This is a genomic window from Micromonospora sp. ZG13, assembly GCF_059359355.1.
Genome location: NZ_JCADBQ010000005.1, coordinates 162,188 through 180,255, shown reverse-complemented (window position 1 = coordinate 180,255; position 18,068 = coordinate 162,188). Strand labels below are relative to the sequence as shown.

The following is an 18,068-nucleotide window of genomic DNA, read 5'->3' as shown; positions in this document are numbered from 1 at the left end:
CCGGGTGCGGCGGCGACCGGTGTCAGTCGCGGCGTGGGCGGTTCTCGGGCGAGCGCCGCGGCGCCGGGATCGACCGCACCACGTACTCCTGGACGGCGGCGGCGTGGTCGGCCTCGTCGAGGTGCCACTCCGCGCTGACCGGGGCGTGCCGTCGCACCAGCACGCCCTGCACGGTGTCCACGGTGGTGGCCAGCCCGGCGCTCGGCCGGGTGCGCCAGAGGCGCTCACCGTCGGCGGTGATCCGGAACCAGCCGTCGCTGACGCTGACCAGCCCGGCCCCGACGAGGCGACGGACCGCCGCCTCCACCTCGTGCCGTTCGGGGATCGCCTGGTTGAGGTGGTCGGCGGTGGAGAGCACGTCGGCGAGGCGTACGCCCTCGGGGCGGCGGCTGGACGCCGCGCGGCGGTGCCGACCCGCACCGCTGGCGATCACCACCGACACGAAGATCCAGGCATCGCTCCAGCGCCATCCGTTCTCCCCCATGCGAGGATTCTGCCGGGCGTGGCGTCCGAAGGGAACACCGGCGTCCGGCCCGCGTCCCCGGGACAGGGGTCACCCGGGACGCGGCTCGGGGTGGTGCGTGCGGGGCAGGCCGGGCAGCGGCGTGCCGGGTCCGGGGCGGGAGGGGATCCGCTCAGACCGTGGGGAGCGGCGCGACCGGGCCCGGGCCCGGGGCGGGGTCCCTCGGCCCGACGACGGTGAACGGCGGCAGGAAGAGCTGGGTCAGCGGGCCGATGGCCAGCGCGTAGGCGACCGTGCCGACGCCCACGGTGCCGCCCAGCAGCCAGCCCAGCGCCAGCACCGTGACCTCGATGGCGGTGCGGACCAGCCGGATCGAGCGGCCGGGCCGGCGGGCGACGTAGCCGGTCATCAGGCCGTCGCGGGGGCCCGGCCCGAGGCGGGCGCCGAGGTAGAGGCCGGTCGCCGCCCCGTTGGCGACGATGCCGGCGATCAGCATCGCGCCCCGTACGCCCAGCGACCCGCCGGTCGGCAGCAGTGCGAGCGCCGCGTCCACCACCAGCCCGATCACCAGGACGTTGCTGACCGTGCCGAGGCCGGGGCGCTGGCGCAGGGGTATCCAGAGCAGCAGCACCAGCGCGCCGACCGCGATGGTGACGGTGCCGAAGGAGAGACCGGTCAGCTCGGACAGGCCCTGGTGGAACACGTCCCACGGGTTCAGGCCGAGCCCCGAGTTGATCATCAGGGCCATGCTCACGCCGTACAGGACGAGGCCCGCGTAGAGCTGGGTGAGCCGCCGCGCTGGACGGTGTCGGAGATTGCCAATTGGTGTCACCCATGCCACGCTAAAGGCCAATTCGCGCAGCGTAAGAGCCAATCCGGGAGGAGTGGCCATGACCAGTCAGGTTCGGGGTGCCCAATTGGCCCGGCTCCTCGGTCAGTGGCATGCCCTCCCCGGCCGCCGCCGCAGCCCCGACTACGCCGCCCTGGCCGGCGCCGTACGCGGGCTGCTCGCCGACGGCCGGCTGCCGTTGGGCGTACGCCTGCCCGCCGAGCGGGAGCTGGCAGAGGCGCTGAAGATCAGCCGGACCACGGTCACGGCCGCGTACCGGGAGCTGCGGGAGAGCGGCCACCTCGCGAGCCGGCGGGGCGCCGGCAGCTGGACGATGCTGCCCGGCACCCACCGGGTGGCGAGCACCGGGCTCTGGACCCCGCTGGACGACCGCGACATGATCGACCTCGGGGTCGCCGCGCTCGCCGCGCCGCCCGAACTGCTGCCGGCCGCCCGCGCGGCGGCCGAGGACCTGCCCCGCTACCTGGGTGGCGCCGGCTACCACCCGACCGGCATCATCGAGCTGCGCGAGGCGGTGGCCCGCGCCTACACCGACCGGGGCCTGCCCACCTCGCCCGACCAGATCATGGTCACCAACGGCACCCAGCACGCCCTCGACCTGGTGCTCCGGCTGGCCCTCGCCCCGGGCGGGAACGTGCTGGTCGAGGCGCCCAGCTACCCGAACGCGCTGGCCGCACTCGCCGCCCGGCGGGCCCGGATCACCACCCACGGGCTGGCCGTCGAGGAGCCCGGCTGGGACGCGGACCTGCTGCTCGGCGGCCTCCGGCAGGCCCGGCCCAAGCTGGCCTACCTGATCCCGGACTTCCAGAACCCGACCGGTCACCTGATGCCGGCGGCGCTGCGGGAGCGGGTGGTGGCCACGGCGCACGCCGTCGGCACCGACCTCGTCGTCGACGAGTCGTTCGTGGACCTGCCGCTGGACGGGACCGTGCTGCCCCCGCCGACCGCCAGCTTCGACCGGCACTCGCGGGTGATCACCATCGGCGGCATGAGCAAGCCGTTCTGGGGCGGCCTGCGCATCGGCTGGGTCCGTGCCTCCGCCCCGCAGGTGCAGCGTCTCGCCGCCGCCCGCGTCGGCGTCGACATGGCCAGCCCGGTCCTGGACCAGTTGGTCGCGGTCCACCTGCTCGCCGACGCGCCGGGCATCGTCGCCGCCCGGCAGGCCCAGCTGACCGCCCAGCGCGACGCGCTGCTCGCCGCGCTCGCGCAGCGCCTGCCCGAGTGGCGGGTCACCGTCCCGCACGGCGGGGTGACCCTCTGGGCCGAGCTTGACGGGCCGATCTCCAGCGCGCTGGCCCGGGCCGCCGAGGAGGTCGGCGTACGCCTGGCGCCCGGCCCCCGCTTCGGCCTGGACGGCACGCTGGAGCGCTTCCTGCGGCTGCCGTTCACCCTGCCGGCCGCCGACCTGGTCGAGGCGGTCGGTCGCATCGCCGCCGTCCGCTACGACCTGGACCGGGGCGGCCGGTCGCAGTGGCGGGAACCGGCGGTCATCGCCTGAGGGCCGGGCCCGTGCCGGCCGGAACTCGCGGCCCCGTCGGTCAATCGCGCCTGCGCGGCGCGCCGGGGCTGGGAGACTGCGCAGGTGGGGGACGTGCGGGGGACACGGTGGCCGCGCGGGATCCTGCCGAGCGCCCCCGGCTCCCGCACCACCCGCCTGGAACTCTTCTACGACCTCGTCTTCGTCTTCGCCTTCCTCAACGTGACCACGGTGACGGCCGGCAGCCCGGACGCCCGCGGGCTGATCCGGTTCCTCGTGGTGCTCGCCCTGCTCTGGTGGTGCTGGAGCGGCTTCGCGGCGCTGGGCAACCTGGTCCGCACCGACCAGGGGCTGACACCGCTGGTCGGGTTCGCCCTCGCCGCCGCCGTGTTCGTGCTCGCGCTCAGCCTGCCGAAGGCGTTCACCGACCGCCCCGGCGGGCTACCCGGCCCGGTGGTCTTCGCCGTCTGCTACTTCCTGGTCCGCGCGACCCAGGTGACGGTCTTCCTGTGGTTCGTACGCAGCGACCGGGAGGTGCGCCGGCGGATGCCCGTGCTGATCCTGCCGTTCCTGATCGCCACGGGGCTCATCCTGACCGCCGCGCTGGTGCCGCAGCGGCTGCTCGACGGCGGCGCCGAGTCGGCCGTCCGGCTGGCGTTGTGGGTCGCCGCGCTCGCGGTGGAGTACGGCGCCGGCCTGGCCCAGCACCGCGCGGGGTGGACGGTGCTCTCGGCGGGGCACTGGGCGGAGCGGCACGCACTGATCATCATGGTGGCGCTCGGCGAGTCGATCATCGCGCTCGGGCTCGGGCCGGGCCCGACCACCGCCCTGCCGCTGACCTGGCCGGTGATCATCGCGGCGTTGCTCGGCATCGCGGTGGTCGCGGCGCTGTGGTGGGCGTACTTCGACACCCTCGCTCTGGCCATGGAGCAGGTGCTGCACCGCACCCGGGAGCCGCGCATCCGCGCCGGGCTGGCCCGGGACGTGTACACGTACCTGCACCTGCCGCTGATCACGGGCGTGATCCTGTTCGCCCTGGGCCTCAAGGGCCTGATCTACGAGGGCGCCGACCCGGCGACCCCGAACTGGGGGGTGCCGCTGCCCGGCTTCGACATGCTGGCCCTCCACGGCGGGGTCGCGCTCTACCTGCTCACGCTGATCGGGCTCGGGAGCCGGATGCTGGGCGCGGCGCGCTGGCCGTCGATCGGTGGGGTGGCGCTGCTCGTCGCGCTGACCCCGGTGGCCGGGCGACTGCCGGAACTGGCCGCCCTGGCCCTGCTGGCACTGGCCGCCGTGCTGACGGTCGCGGTGCAGACGGTCGTCGACGCCCCCCGGCGGCGGCGCGTGCGGCAGGTCGCGCTGGAGGAGCAGCTCGCCTCCGAGGCCGAGCAGACCCGGTGGCGGGGCCACCACCTCTGAGGGATCCGTCCCCGGCGTCCGCCGTCCCGCACCCCCGGCCCTTGCCCCGACGCCGGTGATCCCACGCCGTAGCGCGGGATCACCGGCGTCGCGTGCTCAGAGCTCGGCCAGCGTGCCCGCGTACATCTTCTCGATCTCGCCGGCGAAGTTGCTCTCCACGCCGCGGCGCTTGATCTTGAGCGACGGGGTGATCTCGCCGTCCTCGATGGTCAGGTCGCGCGGCAGGATGGCGACCTTCTTGATCGTCTCCCAGCGGTTGAGCTTGGCGTTGAGCTCGGCCACGTACCCCTCGACCATGGCCTTCGCCTCCGGCGAGGCGACGATCTCGGCGTAGTCGCGGCCCTCCAGCGGGGTGCCGGCGGCCCAGCCCTTGATCGCGTCCGGGTCCAGCGTGACGAGCATCGTGCAGTAGTTGCGGGCCTGGCCGATCACGACCGCCTGGGAGGTGTACGGGCAGGTGGCCTTGAACATCCCCTCGATGTGCGAGGGCGCGATGTACTTGCCGCCCGAGGTCTTGACCAGGTCCTTCTTCCGGTCGGTGATCTTGAGGTAGCCGTCGGCGTCCAGGGTGCCGATGTCGCCGGTGCGGAAGAAGCCGTCCTCGGTGAACGCGGCGGCGGTCTCCTCGGGCAGGTTGTGGTAGCCGCGCATCACCGGCCGGCCCCGCACAAGGATCTCGCCGTCGGTGTCGATGCGGCACTCCAGGTCGCCCATCGCCTTGCCGACGGTGCCGATGCGCAGCCCGTCCGGCGGGTTGACGAAGTTGCCGGCGCTGGTCTCGGTGAGGCCGTAGCCCTCGGAGATCGGCAGGTTCGCCGCGGCGAAGAAGGTGGCGATCTCCGGGCTGAGCGGGGCGGCGCCGGAGACGAGCACCCGGATCCGGCCGCCGAGGCGGGCCTGGAGCTTGCTGAACACCAGCTTCTCGGCCACCGTGTACTTCAGCTTCAGCCCCGTCGGGACGGGCCTGCCGGCCTGCTCCAGGGCGACCTTCTCCTTGCCGACCCGTACGCCCCAGGCGAAGATCTTCGCCTTCGCGCCGCCGCCGGCCTGCGCGGTGGTCACCGCCTTGTTGTAGACCTTCTCGAACACCCGGGGCGCGCCGCACATCAGCGTCGGCCGGATCACCGAGAGCAGGTCGACGAGCTTGTCCACCCGGCCGTCGACGTACGTCGGCAGGCCCACGTGGATCGCCCCGCAGAGCAGGGTCTTGCCGAACGAGTGCGACAGCGGCAGCCAGAGATATTGCAGGTCGTTCTCGCGCAGCAGCCCCAGCTCGGCCTGTGCCACGCCCTCCCAGCACCAGCCGCCGTGCAGCAGCTCGACGCCCTTCGGTCGCCCGGTGGTGCCGGAGGTGTAGATCAGGGTGGCCAGGTGGTCGGGGCCGATCTGGGCGACCAGCGTGTCGATCAGGTCGGGCTCGGCAGCCAGCGCGCGGGCGCCCTGCTCCTCCAGCTCGGCGAGGGTGAGCTGGGGGACGGCGGCGGCCGGGTCGGCGGCGCCGTCGAAGAGCACGACGTGGGTCAGCGCCGGCAGGTCCGCACCGGCGATCTTGGCGGCCTGGGCCGGGTTCTCGGCGAACAGCACGCGGGAGCCGGAGTCGGCGATGATGTAGGTCGCGTCGTCGGGCTCCGTGGTCGGGTAGACGGTGGTGGTCGCGCCGCCGGCGCACATGATGCCGAGGTCGGCGATCACCCAGTCGAGCCGGGTGTTCGCCAGGATCGCGACCGGATCCTCCAGGCCGACACCGAGGCCGTGCAGCCCGGCGGCGACCGCCTTGGCGCGACGGGCCATCTGTTCCCAGGTCAGCCAGACCGGCCCGGAGTCGTCGGGGGCCGGGTGGGCGAAGGCGTCGCGGTCGGGGGACGCCGCCACGCGCTTGAGGAACATGTCGGGGATGGAACGGTACGGTACATCGAGAGCCATCGCTGTAGCCGCCTTCGGGGGTGGAGACGTGACCACGGTCACGTCGGCGTTCGTTACCGAAGGGTATTGCCTGCGCCCGGGCATCGGCTAGCCCTGTCGATCACGGCTGGGCCACGTCTCGGAGGATGGACGCCCGGTTCAGGCGTACCGGGCCGCCCGCAGCGACCAGTCGTAGGTGGCGCGGATCCAGTTGCGCCGGGCCGTCAGGGCGGACCGCAGGCCGGCGTCGCCGGTGGCGAGCAGGGCGGCCTCCGCCGCCAGGTACGCCGAGAGGGCCCCGTTGAACCGGTCGGCCGCCGCCCGCAGGGCCGCCGACTCGTCGCCGTCCGCCCGCCCCGCGGCGATCACCGCGACCAGGTTGTGCACGTCGGGCTGGGTGAGGTGCTCCTTGCGGTACGAGAAGACGTCGTTGCACCAGCAGACCAGGTCGGCGGCGAGCAGGTCGAGGGCGACCAGCGAAGGCTCGGTGCGGTGGGCCGCGCCCGGCAGGGAGCCGCCGGCCAGCTCGGTGAGGGTGAAGCTGGGGTGGACCCCGCCGGTGTGCCGGCGCATCTGGGCGTACTCGGCCAGCCCCGGCACGCGCCCGTGCTCCCGGTTGGCGGCCTCCCAGAGCAGCGCCAGCAGGTACTCCCGCACCTCCCCGGCGAAGCGCAGCAGCGCCGTGGGGCCGCCGGCCGCGTGGGCCCGCCGGCACAGGTCGGCCAGCGCCTCGCCGAGCGGCCCGGCCACGGTGGCCGGCCCGTCGGTGGGGCCGCCCGGCCCGTCGAGCACGTCCAGCAGGGCGGCGACGGTCGGCGCCAGCCGGGTGGGGGAGTCGCCGAGGCCGTCCTCGTCGCAGGCGTCGTCCATCACGAACAGCCAGGAGATCAGGTCGGTGAGCAGCCGCAGCCCGTCGACCGGGCCCTCGGGGCAGGCCCGCCCGGCCAGCCCGGCGGCGTCGGCCCGGCGCAGTCGGTGCAGCCGGTGTCCGTCACCGATCAGCCCGTGGTCGAGCGCCCACTCGGTGCTCTCCCGTGCCACCCGCTCGGTGGCGTCGTGCTGGCGCTCGGGAAAGGGGGGTTCCCGTAGCGCCGAGACCGCAAAGGTCCGCATGGTGCCCCCTGTCGCGCCGTTCCCGCACGGGACGGTGCGGCACAGCATACGGGAGCAGGGATCGGCCGCTATCGTTGGGGCGTCCGGCCCGGCAGGCCGCTCCGTGACCGCTTACGCACAGTCGGTCACATGCCCAGGTTGGCGCCCCGGAGCCGCTCGGACAACGTCGCGGGCCCGTCGATCTGCACCCGGGACACCCGCTGCCGGCCGCTGAGGAACAGGGCCAGCTCGCCCGGCGCCCCCACCACCCGCACGGGTTCGCCGCCCCGGCCGACGGAGAGTTCGCCGTAGCCGGGGGCCTGGACGAAGACGTCGGCCGGGAACCGGCGCAGCGCCAGCCGGGCCAGCCCGGCGCACCGCTTCCAGAGCGCCGCGTTCAGCCCCGCCGACAGGTCGCGCGGCAGCCAGCCCGGTCGGGTGCGGCGTACGTCCTCGTGGTGGATGAAGAACTCCAGCGTGTTGGCCAGCTCGTCGGTGACCGGGTTGCTCACCGGGCTCCACAGCGGCGGGTGGCGCACCTCGTCGAGCAGCCGCGGCCAGGGGCGCGCGGCGACGCGCAGCCGCACCCGCTCGGCGTAGCCCCGCAGCGGCGGGAGCAGGATCCCGCCGGCGGCGTCGGGCCGGCGTTCCCGGAGCACCAGGTGGGCGGCGAGGTCGCGGGTGCTCCACCCCTCGTTGACCGTCGGCGCCTCCGGTCCCAGCGTCTGCATCAGGTCGGCGAGCGCCTCGCGCTCCGATCGGGCGTACCGCGGCATGGCCCGATCGTAGGCGCGTACGACCCGATCGGCGCGCCGAGTGGGCCGCGGGCCGCCGTGACGGCGGACATAGCGGACCGGGGCGGCGGAGCTGGCTCCGACCGGTAAGGATGAGGAGGATAATTGCGGCTTACGGCGGGGGAGAGTGTGGCGAGCAGGACAAGTCGGGACGTGCTGGTTCGAGGGCTGGCCGTCCTGGGGCGGGCGATCCGGGAGGAGCCCCGCATCTTCGCGGTCGCGGTGAGCGGCAGCGTCCTCTTCGGCGCCATGACGGTGGCCAGCGCCTTCGTGGTGGGTGCCGTGGTCGGCGACGTGGTGGTGCCCGCGATCGAGCGCGGCGCGGTCGGGGTCGGGGGGCTCGCCCTGGCCGCCGTCGCGCTGTTCGGCATCAGCGTGCTGCGGGTGGCCGGCATCTTCGGTCGCCGGCTCGGCGCGGGCTACATGCAGTACCGTCTCCAGGCCGCCTACCGGCGCCGGGTGACCCGCCGCTACCTGGAGCTGCCGCTGGCCTGGCACCACCGCAACGCCACCGGCACGTTGCTGTCCAACGCCAACTCCGACGTCGAGGCCGCCTGGTACCCGATCGCTCCGCTGCCGTTCGCGGTCGGCACCCTGGTGATGCTGGTCGGCGCGGTGGCGTCGCTCTTCGTCACCGACTGGGCGCTGGCGCTGGTCGGTCTCGCGGTCTTCCCGGCGCTCTTCGCGCTCAACGTCGCCTACTCCCGGCGGATGGCGCCCCGCCAGGCCCGGGCCCAGCGGCTGCGCGCCGAGGTCAGCGGCATCGCGCACGAGAGCTTCGACGGCGCCCTGGTCGTCAAGACGATGGGCCGGGAGGCGCAGGAGACCGACCGGTTCGCCGCCCGCGCGGGCGAGCTGCGCGACTCGCTGGTGGCGGTCGGGCGGCTGCGCGGCGTCTTCGACCCGCTGCTGGAGACCCTGCCCAGCCTCGGCACCCTCGCCGTGCTGGTGGTCGGCGCGATCCGGCTGCGGCAGGGCGAGATCAGCGTCGCCGAGCTGATCAGCGTCGCCTTCCTCTTCACGGTGCTGGCGTTCCCCGTCCGGGCCATCGGCTGGGTGCTGGCCGAGCTGCCGCGCAGCGTCGCCGGCTGGGACCGGGTCAGCCGGGTGCTCGACGCGACCGGCGAGATGCCGTACGGCGACACCACGCTCGACGTGTCCGAGCCCCGCCCGGCCAGCCTCACGTTCTCCGGCGTGCGTTTCGGCTACGAGCCGGCCGAGGCGCACCTGCCCGGCACGGAGGTGCTCGGCGAGGTCTCCTTCACCGTGCCGGCCGGGAAGATCGTCGCCCTGGTCGGGCCGACCGGCTCGGGCAAGTCGACGATCGCCGCGCTGGCCGTACGGCTGGTCGACCCCCTGGCCGGCACGGTGTGCCTGGACGGCATCGACGTCCGCCGGCTCACCGCCGCCTCGCTGACGGGCACGGCCGCGCTGGTCGCCCAGGTGCCGTTCGTCTTCGACGACACGGTGCGGGCCAACGTCACCCTGGACCGGCCGGGCATCGGCGACGAGGACGTCTGGGCCGCGCTGCGGCTGGCCGAGGCGGACGGTTTCGTCGCGGCCCTGCCCGAGGGGCTCGACACGATGGTCGGCGAGCGGGGCACCTCGCTCTCCGGCGGTCAGCGGCAGCGGCTCACCCTGGCCCGCGCGCTCGCCGGCCGGCCGCGCCTGCTGGTGCTCGACGACGCGACCAGCGCGGTCGATCCCCGGGTGGAGGCGGCCATCCTGGCCGGGCTGCGCTCGTCGGCGGGCGAGGCCGGGGCGCCGGCCGCGTCGATCCTGGTGGTCGCCTACCGGCGGGCCACCATCGCGTTGGCCGACGAGGTGGTCTACCTGGAGCAGGGCCGGGTGGTGGCCCGGGGCCCGCACGCCGAGCTGCTGGCCACGGTGCCGGGCTACGTCGACCTGGTCACCGCCTACGAGCAGGCCGAGGTCGACCACACCAAGGACGAGACGTACGACGAGGTCGCCCCGCTGACGTCGGGCCTGGAAATCGAGGTGGACCGGTGAGCGCGAGGAGTGCAGCGGAGCGGAGCCCCGCAGTCGCGAACGAAAGGCCAGCCCGGTGAGCGTGAGGAGTGCAGCGGAGCGGAGCCCCGCAGTCGCGAACGAAAGGCCAGCCCGGTGAGCGTTGCCACTACCGCGGGGACGGCGCGGAGGTCCGCGGCCGACGAGCCGCCCGAGAACCCCGAGACGACCTGGCAGACGCTGCGTCGTGGCCTGGCGCTCTCCCCGGAGCTGCGGGTCGGCCTGGCCGGCACGCTCGGCCTGGCCCTGGTCTACATGGTCGGCCGGGCGGCCGTGCCGGTGGCGGTGCAGCAGGGCATCGACAACGGCCTCGTCGGCGGCCTGGACCTGGGCGTCGTCTGGACGGTGGTCGCCGCGACCGCCGCGGTGCTGGTGGTGACCACGCTCTGCGGGTACCTGATGATGCGCCGGCTCTTCACGGTCAGCGAGACCGCGCTGGCCAACGTGCGGATCCGGGCGTTCCGGCACGTGCACGACCTGTCCATGCTGCACCAGCAGTCGGAGCGGCGCGGTTCGCTGGTCTCCCGGGTGACCAGCGACGTCGACCAGATCACCCAGTTCCTCCAGTGGGGCGGCGTGATCCTGGTGATCAACCTCGGCCAGCTGGCGGTCACCACGCTGGTCATGTTCGCGTACTCCTGGCAGTTGACCCTGGTGGTCTTCGCCGCCTTCCTGCCCGCCGTGTTCCTGATCCGGCTGCTCCAGCGCCGCCTCGCGGGGGCGTACGGGGTGGTCCGGCAGCGTACGGGGGCGCTGCTCGGCGCGATCGGGGAGAGCGTGGTCGGCGCGCCGGTGATCCGGGCCTACGGGGTCGCCGGGCGGACGGCCCGCCGGCTGGACGAGGCGATCGACGGCCAGCGCCGGGCCCAGCAGAAGGCGATCAGGATCAGCATCATGGGCAGCTCGGTCGGTGAGCTGGCCGCCGGGCTGGCGCTGGCCGGCGTGGTGGTGCTGGGGGTGACCCTCGGCGCCGACCGCACCCTGAGCATCGGCGAGGTGACCGCCTTCCTCTTCCTGGTCACGCTCTTCATCCAGCCGGTGCAGATCGCCACCGAGGTCCTCAACGAGGCGCAGAACGCCATCGCGGGCTGGCGCCGGGTGCTGGACGTGCTGGACGTCGAGCCGGACGTGGCCGACCCGGGCGAGCAGGGGCGGGACCTGCCGGCCGGTCCGCTGGACATCCGCTTCGCGGGGGTGCGCTTCGCGTACCCCGGCGGTCCGCCCGTGCTGCACGACGTCAGCCTGGAGATTCCGGCGAAGAGCCGGGTGGCGGTGGTGGGGGAGACGGGCAGCGGCAAGACCACCTTCGCCAAGCTGCTGACCCGCCTGATGGACCCGACCGCCGGTCAGGTGCTGCTCTCGGGGGTGCCGCTGGAGCGGGTCCGGTTCGCCTCGCTGCGGTCGCGGGTGGTGATGGTGCCGCAGGACGGTTTCCTCTTCGACGCCACGGTGGCGGAGAACGTCCGCTTCGCCCGCCCGGAGCTGACCGACGAGCAGCTCGCGGCGGCCTTCACCGAGCTGGGGCTGGCCGACTGGTTGGAGGGGCTCCCGTCGGGCCTGCACACGCCGGTGGGGGAGCGCGGCGAGGCGCTGAGCGTGGGGGAGCGGCAGCTGGTCGCGTTGGCCCGCGCGTACGTGGCCGACCCGGACCTGCTGGTGCTGGACGAGGCGACCAGCGCGGTCGACCCGGCCACGGAGGTGCGGCTGCAACGCACCCTGGACGCGGTGACCCGGGGCCGTACGACCCTCGCTATCGCGCACCGGCTCTCCACGGCGCAGGCCGCCGACGAGGTGATCGTGGTGGACCGGGGCCGGATCGTGCAGCGCGGGCCGCACGACGAGCTGGTCCGCGACCCGGAGTCGGTCTACGGCCTGCTCTACGCCTCCTGGCTGGAGCAGACCCGCTGAGCCGACCCGTCGCGTCGGCGGTGCGCGGCCCGGCCGAGTGCCGGGCCGCGCGCGGTGGTCACCGGGAGTAGAACTCCACCACGAGCTGCTCGTCGCAGATCACCGGCACCTCGTGCCGGGCGGGCTCGCGCAGCAGCGTGGTGCGCAGCTCGGCCAGCTCCACCGACAGGTACGGCTGGCCGGGTCCCTCGGTGGCGTTGGCGCCCGTGGCGGCGAGCTGGAACGGCAGGGCGGCGCGGCTGCGTTCGCGGACGGCCACCACCTGTCCCGGCCGCAGTCGGTACGACGGCCGGTCGACCTTGCGCCCGTCGACGGTGAAGTGGCCGTGCGCGACCAGTTGCCGGGCCTGGTAGATGCTGCGGGCCAGGCCGGCCCGGTGCACCACCGCGTCGAGCCGCCGCTCCAGGAGCGCCACCAGGCCCTCGCCGGTCTTGCCCGCGCCCCGGGCGGCCTCCTCGAAGACGTGCCGTAGCTGGGTCTCGCTGACGTTGTACTGGTGGCGCAGGCGCTGCTTCTCCAGCAGCCGCACCTGGTAGTCCGAGGTCTTGCGGCGCTGCCGGCCGTGCACTCCCGGCGGGTAGGGGCGTCGCTCGACGTACCGCACGCACTTGCGGGTCAGCGGGATGCCGAGGGCGCGGGAGAGGCGGGCCTTGGGCCTGGGTTGGTTCACGCTGGACGTCTCCGATCCGGTGCTCTAGTCTCCGAGTTAGGTAAGGCTAACCTACGAAGGAGTCGTCCATGCGGCCCAGCCCGGCGGAGATCGTCCGCACCCTCGTCGCCGGCCGGCTGCCCGGCATCGCCCACGTCGCGCACCGGCCCGGCCCGCACCAGGTCCGGCACGTGACCGACCCGGACGGCCGGGTGCTGCTGCTGGTGCCGGTGGTCAGCGACCTCGCCGCCGCGCTGCGTCCCGCCGGCGGCGACTCCGAGGTCGCGCTCGTGCTGGACGTGCTGGACCTGCCGCCCGCGGCTGGCGCGCCGAGCCTCGGCCGGGCCTGGGTCTCCGGCTGGGCGGCCCGCCTGGACGGGGACGAGGAGCGCCGCGCCGCGCTGGACTTCGCGGCCGTGGAGCCGACCGGCGACCTGCTCGACGTCGGCACCAGGTTCCGGCTGCACCGCTTCGAGGTGGTCGAGGCCCGCTGGGAACGCGGCGACACCGTCCGCCGCATCGACCCCGAGGCGTACGCCGAGGCGGAGCCCGACCCGCTGCACGCGGTCGAGGCCGAACTCCTGGCCGACCTCGCCGACCACCACGACACCGAGGTGGCCGGCTACCTGTGCCGTCAGCTCGGCCTCGGCGACGGCGACGCCGCGCCCCGGGTGGTGCGCATCGACCGTTACGGCCTGCTGGTCACCCACGGCCGACCCGGCGCCCGGCGGCGCGTCCGGCTGGCGTTCCCGCGTCCGTTGCAGTGCCAGGCGGAGCTGACCCGCTTCCTGCACCCGCTGGTCTGCCACCACGCCTCGCCCCGGCACGCCGATCACGCCTGACCGGGAGACGCCACCCGGCCGTCCGGTCAGCCGGCGAAGACCTCGGCGAGATCGCCCGTCAGGTAGCGCTGCACGGTGGGGCCGATCGCCGCGACGAGCGTCTCCGGGGCGGCCGAGGCGACCGGCTCCAGCCGGACCACGTGCCGCATCATGGCCAGCCCGATCAGCTGGCTGGCCACCAGCGAGCCGCGCAGCGGCAGCTCGTCCGGGTCGACGTCGAGATGGTCGAGGACCCGGCGCAGCACCTGGGTGACCAGGAACTCCCGCAGCAGCCGGGCCGTCCACTCGTTGCTCACCGCCGAGCGCAGCAGGGCCACGCCGGCGGTGCCGGCCGGGGAGTCCCAGACGCCGAGGAAGGTGCGCACCAGCCGCTCCCCGAGGCCCGCGCGGTCCCCCGCGAGCACCCTCGGCAGCAGCTCGGCCGGATCGACCGGTGCGTGCATGGCGGCCAGGAAGAGCCGGTCCTTGCTGCCGAAGTAGTGGTGCACCAGCGCCGGGTCCACCCGCGCGGCGGCGGCGACGGCCCGGATCGAGGCCGCGTCGAAGCCCCGCTCGGCGAAGGCGGCGCGGGCCGCGTCGAGGATGGCCTGACGGGTGTCCGGGTTGCCGGGTCGTCGTCCGGTCCGCCGTGCCATCGCCGCCCTTCGCTCCGTCGTCCTGCGTCGTCGCCCCCGGGGAACCGCCGTGCCGTGGGCCGGCCTCCGGTTCCGCCTGCCGGCCAGGACGACGTCTCAGCCGCTGCGCCGCCGGAGGGTGGCCGCGGCGAGCACCAGCGCCAGGGCCGCCGCGCCGGCGACCACCGCCGCGTCCCGCCACATCGTGCCGGTCGGTTCGGCGTGGGCGCCGACCTCCTGGAGCGCCTCGACGGCGTACGACAGGGGCAGCGCGTCGCTGACCGCCTGCAACCAGCCGGCCATCTCGCCCCGGGGCACGAAGAGACCGCAGAGCAGCAACTGGGGCACCACCACGACCGGCATGAACTGTACGGCCTGGAACTCGGTGCGGGCGAAGGCGCTGCAGAACAGCCCGAGCGCGACGGCGAGCACGGCGTTCAGTGCGGCGATCATGACCACCAGCCCGCTGTGGCCGGCGGTGTCCAGGCCGAGCACCCCGTACGCGACCACGGACGCGACGACCGCCTGGAGCACCGCGGCCAGCCCGAACGCGATGCCGTAGCCGAAGAGCAGGTCCAGCTTGCCCAGCGGGGTGGTGAGCAGCCGCTCCAGCGTGCCCGTGGTGCGCTCGCGCAGCATCGCGATACTGGTCACCAGGAACATGACCACGAAGGGGAAGAAGCCGAGCATCACCAGGGCGACCCGGTCGAACGTCGACGGCTGGTCGACGTACATGGAGTGGACCAGGGCGAGCAGCGCCGACGGGACCACCAGCAGCAGCGCCACGGTGCGCCGGTCGTGCCGCAGTTGGCGCAGGATGCGGCCGGTGGTGGCGGCCAGGATCCGGGGGTTCACGACGCCTCCCGTCCGGCGGCGCCCGCCGCGTCGGCCCTGATCAGCCGCAGGAACGCCTCGTCCAGGTCGTCGGTGCCGGCGGCGGCGCGGACCGCGTCGGGGGTGTCGTCGGCGATCAGCCGCCCCTCGCGGATCAGCAGCAGCCGGTCGCAGCGGGCCGCCTCGTCCATGACGTGGCTGGAGACCAGCAGGGTGGTGCCGGCGGCGGCCATGGCGTGGAACCGGGCCCACAGGTCGGCCCGCAGCACCGGGTCCTGACCGACGGTCGGCTCGTCGAGGACGAGCAGTTCCGGTTCGCCGACCAGTGCGCAGGCCAGCGACGCCCGGCTGCGCTGCCCGCCGGAGAGGCTGCCGACCAGCTGGCCGGCGGCCGACCCGAGCCCGACCTCGGCGACCGCCCGGTCGGCTTCGGCCCGGCCCCGGCCGTGCAGCGCGGCGAAGTAGCGCGCGTTCTCCCGTACGGTCAGGTCGGCGTAGACGCTGGGCGCCTGGGTGAGGTAGCCGACGCGGCGGCGCAGCTCGGGCGACCCGGCGGGGCGCCCCAGCACGGTCACCGAGCCGGCGCCGACCACCTGCACGCCGACCACCGCCCGCAGCAGCGTGGTCTTGCCGCTGCCGCTCGGGCCGAGCAGCCCGGTGACCACCCCGCGTGGCACGGACGCGCTGACGCCGTGCAGCACCCGCCGCCGGCCCCGCTTCACGACCAGGTCGCGGACGGCGATCGCCTCGTCCACCGGCGCCTCCCGGGAAAACTCATCATGCGTTGAACTCGACGCTAGTGGAGATGTTCGCCGGGCCGCAACGGTTGACTTCGCGTGCACTCGAACTGGAAGCCTTGACGCGTGGACATCAGCATCCGGGAGGCGACCCTGACCGTCGGCGAGGCGGCCGAGCGGGTCGGCCTGACCACCTACACGCTGCGTTGGTACGAGCAGGAGGGCCTCGTCGCCCCGGTCGAGCGCGACTCGGCCGGTCGCCGTCGCTACACCGAACGCGACGTCGACTGGCTGTTACTGCTCACCCGGCTGCGCCGCACGGGCATGCCGGTGCGGGACATGCGCCGCTACGCGGAGCTGGCCCGGCAGGGCGACGCCACCCTGGCCGGCCGGCGGGCGCTCTTCGAGACGCACCGGGCCCGCGTGCTGACCCGGATGGCCGAGTTGGAGGAGGACCTGAAGGTGCTCAATTACAAGATCGACAACTATCGCCGGGCGGAGGAGTGCCGATGATCCGCCGGAGCCTGGGCGCGTCCGGGCCGGAGGTCTCCGCGATCGGGCTGGGCTGCATGGGGATGAGCTTCGCCTACGGCGCCGGCGACGACGCCGGATCGACCCGCACCCTGCACCGCGCGCTCGACCTGGGGGTGAACCACCTGGACACCGCCGACCTGTACGGCCACGGCCGCAACGAGGAACTGCTCTCCCCGGTGGTGCGGGCCCGCCGCGACGAGGTCTTCCTGGCCACGAAGTTCGGCAACCGGGTGCGCGGCGACGCGAGCGGCGGCACCGGCAGCCCCGGGCTGTACGTGGACAGCAGCGCCGCCTGGGCGCGCGAGGCGTGCGACGCCTCCCTGCGCCGCCTCGGGGTGGACGTCGTCGACCTCTGGTACCTGCACCGGCGTGACCCGGCGACGCCGATCGAGGAGACCGTCGGCGCGATGGCCGAGCAGGTCGCCGCCGGCAAGGTGCGGTTGATCGGCCTGTCCGAGGTGAGCCCCGCGACGCTGCGGGCGGCGCACGCGCTGCACCCGGTGACCGCGGTGCAGATGGAGTACTCGCTGTTCAGCCGGGACGTCGAGGGCGAGATGCTGGCCACCTGCCGGGAGCTGGGTGTGGCGCTGGTCGCGTACTCGCCGGTGGGGCGGGGGCTGTTGACCGGGGCGATCACCGGCCGGGAGCAGCTTGCGGCCGACGACTGGCGCGCCCGGGCGCCGCGCTTCGCCGAGGGCAACCTCGACGCCAACCTGAAGCTGGTCGACGAGGTGCGCGCGTTGGCCGACGAGATCGGCTGCACCCCCGCCCAGGCGGCGCTGGCCTGGCTGCTCGCCCAGGGCGAGGACGTCTTCCCGATCCCCGGCACCCGGCGGGTGCACCGGCTGGAGGAGAACGCGGCGGCGGCCGACATCCGGCTCACTCCCGCGCAGCGCGCCCGGCTGGGCGAGGCGGTGCCGCCCGGCGCGGTGGCCGGCGCACGGTACCCCGACGCGGCGATGCGGTTGGTCGGGCATTAGCCTTCGGACCGGACAGCGGGTCCGCCAACGGGCATCCGGCGCTGCATCGGGCATTGCGCCCTGATCGGACGTGCGGCACGATGGCGCCGTGGGTCACGCTGCGTCACCGGACGAGAGGTTCCTCGGCGAATGGGCGGCTCGGCTGCGGGCCGGTGCCGAGCAGCCCGTGGTCGGCATCATGCTGCGCGGCAGCCACGCCCGGCGGGCCGCCACCGCGCACAGCGACGTCGACGTCGACGTGCTGCTCGCCGGTGCCCCGTACGCCGCCCGCCAGGCCTTCCTGGCCGAGCACGGGGGCCGGCTGACCCACGTCTCGGTGGCCGCCCGCGACGTGCGTTCCTGGCTGGCCCGCCTCGGCGAGCCCGCCGACTGGGCGTTCGGGCTGCCGGTGGCGGCGCCGGCCCGGCTGCTGTGGGCGGATCCGCACTGGCGGCCCCGGATCGACCTGCCGGTGCTGTGCCAGCCCGCCGGCGAGCCGCAACTGGAGGAGCTGATCGCGACGCTCGGTAAGGTGGCCGGCGCGCGGGACGCCGACGACCACCTCGGTGTCCGGCTGGCCGCCGCCGACCTCGCCCGGCTCTGCCCGTCCGTGCTGCGGCTGGCCAATCCCACGGTCCGGGTGGCGTCCCGCCGGGGTGCCTTCGCCGCCGCCCTCGACCTGCCGGTGGCGCCCCCGAACTACCGCGAGGACCTGCTGCTCTGCCTCGGCCTGCGGCCCGGCTCCGTCGGTCAGCTCTGCGCCGCCGCGGCCCGCCTGGTCGCCGGCGTGCTGCCGCTGATCCGCCCGTACGCCGCCGAGGTCGCGCGGGTGGCCGGGGCGGACCTCGCCGACGCCCTGACCGACGGCCGGCTGGACCGCTACGTCGACCAGCTGACCCGGCCCGCCCACCTGCCACCGCGACCCCGGCGGGAGCCGTCGCCCGTGCCCGCGCCGCGTGCGGGACA

The 18,068-nt window shown here is 74.7% G+C and carries 16 protein-coding genes and 1 pseudogene; 8 read left to right on the top strand and 9 right to left on the bottom strand.

Annotation, left to right across the window (positions count from 1 at the left end; all coding sequences use genetic code 11):
- Positions 1-22: 22 nt before the first annotated feature.
- Positions 23-484 carry a hypothetical protein gene (locus AC5L34_RS13585; protein WP_441174814.1) on the bottom strand — a complete coding sequence of 154 codons (462 nt, stop codon included), beginning with the start codon at positions 482-484 and terminating at the stop codon, positions 23-25.
- Positions 485-635: 151 nt separating this feature from the next.
- Positions 636-1,295: a membrane protein YczE gene (yczE, locus tag AC5L34_RS13580; RefSeq protein ID WP_441174813.1), complete on the bottom strand. Its 660-nt coding sequence runs from the start codon at positions 1,293-1,295 to the stop codon at positions 636-638.
- 58 nt (positions 1,296-1,353) lie between these two features.
- On the opposite strand from yczE, the gene yczR reads away from it, so the two are divergent.
- Entirely contained in the window at positions 1,354-2,811 is a 1,458-nt protein-coding gene (gene yczR, locus AC5L34_RS13575) for a MocR-like transcription factor YczR (protein ID WP_363622288.1), read from the top strand.
- A gap of 93 nt (positions 2,812-2,904) precedes the next feature.
- Positions 2,905-4,209 carry a low temperature requirement protein A gene (locus AC5L34_RS13570; RefSeq protein WP_441174812.1) on the top strand — a complete coding sequence of 435 codons (1,305 nt, stop codon included), beginning with the start codon at positions 2,905-2,907 and terminating at the stop codon, positions 4,207-4,209.
- A 96-nt stretch (positions 4,210-4,305) separates the two neighbouring features.
- Here AC5L34_RS13570 and AC5L34_RS13565 read toward each other — a convergent pair whose 3' ends face one another.
- The 3 genes from AC5L34_RS13565 to AC5L34_RS13555 form a co-directional block, all read right to left on the bottom strand.
- Complete coding sequence (locus AC5L34_RS13565) at positions 4,306-6,132, bottom strand: AMP-dependent synthetase/ligase (protein ID WP_441174811.1); 1,827 nt, start codon at positions 6,130-6,132, stop codon at positions 4,306-4,308.
- Between the two features lie 138 nt (positions 6,133-6,270).
- Positions 6,271-7,224: a terpene synthase family protein gene (locus tag AC5L34_RS13560; protein WP_441174810.1), complete on the bottom strand. Its 954-nt coding sequence runs from the start codon at positions 7,222-7,224 to the stop codon at positions 6,271-6,273.
- A 125-nt stretch (positions 7,225-7,349) separates the two neighbouring features.
- The gene (locus AC5L34_RS13555; protein ID WP_494825157.1) at positions 7,350-7,979 is read right to left on the bottom strand and encodes a TIGR03085 family metal-binding protein; all 630 of its coding nucleotides are present in this window, start codon (positions 7,977-7,979) and stop codon (positions 7,350-7,352) included.
- Between the two features lie 147 nt (positions 7,980-8,126).
- Here AC5L34_RS13555 and AC5L34_RS13550 point away from each other — a divergent pair, with 147 nt between their 5' ends.
- Positions 8,127-10,007: an ABC transporter ATP-binding protein gene (locus AC5L34_RS13550; protein ID WP_441174808.1), complete on the top strand. Its 1,881-nt coding sequence runs from the start codon at positions 8,127-8,129 to the stop codon at positions 10,005-10,007.
- A gap of 198 nt (positions 10,008-10,205) precedes the next feature.
- Entirely contained in the window at positions 10,206-11,933 is a 1,728-nt protein-coding gene (locus AC5L34_RS13545) for an ABC transporter ATP-binding protein (protein WP_494825361.1), read from the top strand.
- 58 nt (positions 11,934-11,991) lie between these two features.
- Here AC5L34_RS13545 and rpsD read toward each other — a convergent pair whose 3' ends face one another.
- Positions 11,992-12,603, bottom strand: coding sequence for a 30S ribosomal protein S4 (rpsD, locus tag AC5L34_RS13540; RefSeq protein WP_441174807.1), 612 nt, complete (start codon positions 12,601-12,603; stop codon positions 11,992-11,994).
- A gap of 68 nt (positions 12,604-12,671) precedes the next feature.
- On the opposite strand from rpsD, the gene AC5L34_RS13535 reads away from it, so the two are divergent.
- Positions 12,672-13,424 (top strand): DUF2470 domain-containing protein, encoded by a 753-nt coding sequence (locus AC5L34_RS13535; protein ID WP_441174806.1) that lies wholly within the window; start codon positions 12,672-12,674, stop codon positions 13,422-13,424.
- Between the two features lie 26 nt (positions 13,425-13,450).
- Here the strand turns inward: AC5L34_RS13535 and AC5L34_RS13530 are convergent, their stop codons facing one another.
- From AC5L34_RS13530 to AC5L34_RS13520, 3 genes are all read right to left on the bottom strand, one after another.
- The gene (locus AC5L34_RS13530; RefSeq protein ID WP_441174805.1) at positions 13,451-14,059 is read right to left on the bottom strand and encodes a TetR/AcrR family transcriptional regulator; all 609 of its coding nucleotides are present in this window, start codon (positions 14,057-14,059) and stop codon (positions 13,451-13,453) included.
- A 96-nt stretch (positions 14,060-14,155) separates the two neighbouring features.
- Complete coding sequence (locus tag AC5L34_RS13525) at positions 14,156-14,893, bottom strand: ABC transporter permease (RefSeq protein WP_436670853.1); 738 nt, start codon at positions 14,891-14,893, stop codon at positions 14,156-14,158.
- Positions 14,890-15,627 carry an ABC transporter ATP-binding protein gene (locus AC5L34_RS13520; protein ID WP_494825153.1) on the bottom strand — a complete coding sequence of 246 codons (738 nt, stop codon included), beginning with the start codon at positions 15,625-15,627 and terminating at the stop codon, positions 14,890-14,892. Before AC5L34_RS13520 ends, AC5L34_RS13525 begins: the two co-directional genes overlap by 4 nt.
- Before the next feature lie 108 nt (positions 15,628-15,735).
- On the opposite strand from AC5L34_RS13520, the gene AC5L34_RS13515 reads away from it, so the two are divergent.
- The 3 genes and pseudogenes from AC5L34_RS13515 to AC5L34_RS13505 all read left to right on the top strand — a co-directional run.
- The gene (locus AC5L34_RS13515; RefSeq protein ID WP_494825151.1) at positions 15,736-16,122 is read left to right on the top strand and encodes a MerR family transcriptional regulator; all 387 of its coding nucleotides are present in this window, start codon (positions 15,736-15,738) and stop codon (positions 16,120-16,122) included.
- Entirely contained in the window at positions 16,119-17,123 is a 1,005-nt protein-coding gene (locus tag AC5L34_RS13510) for an aldo/keto reductase (protein ID WP_494825149.1), read from the top strand. The genes AC5L34_RS13515 and AC5L34_RS13510 overlap by 4 nt, the downstream gene beginning before the upstream one ends.
- Before the next feature lie 178 nt (positions 17,124-17,301).
- Positions 17,302-17,892, top strand: a pseudogene (locus AC5L34_RS13505) (phosphoribosyl-AMP cyclohydrolase); the annotation flags it as partial.
- Between the last annotated feature and the right edge of the window lie 176 nt (positions 17,893-18,068).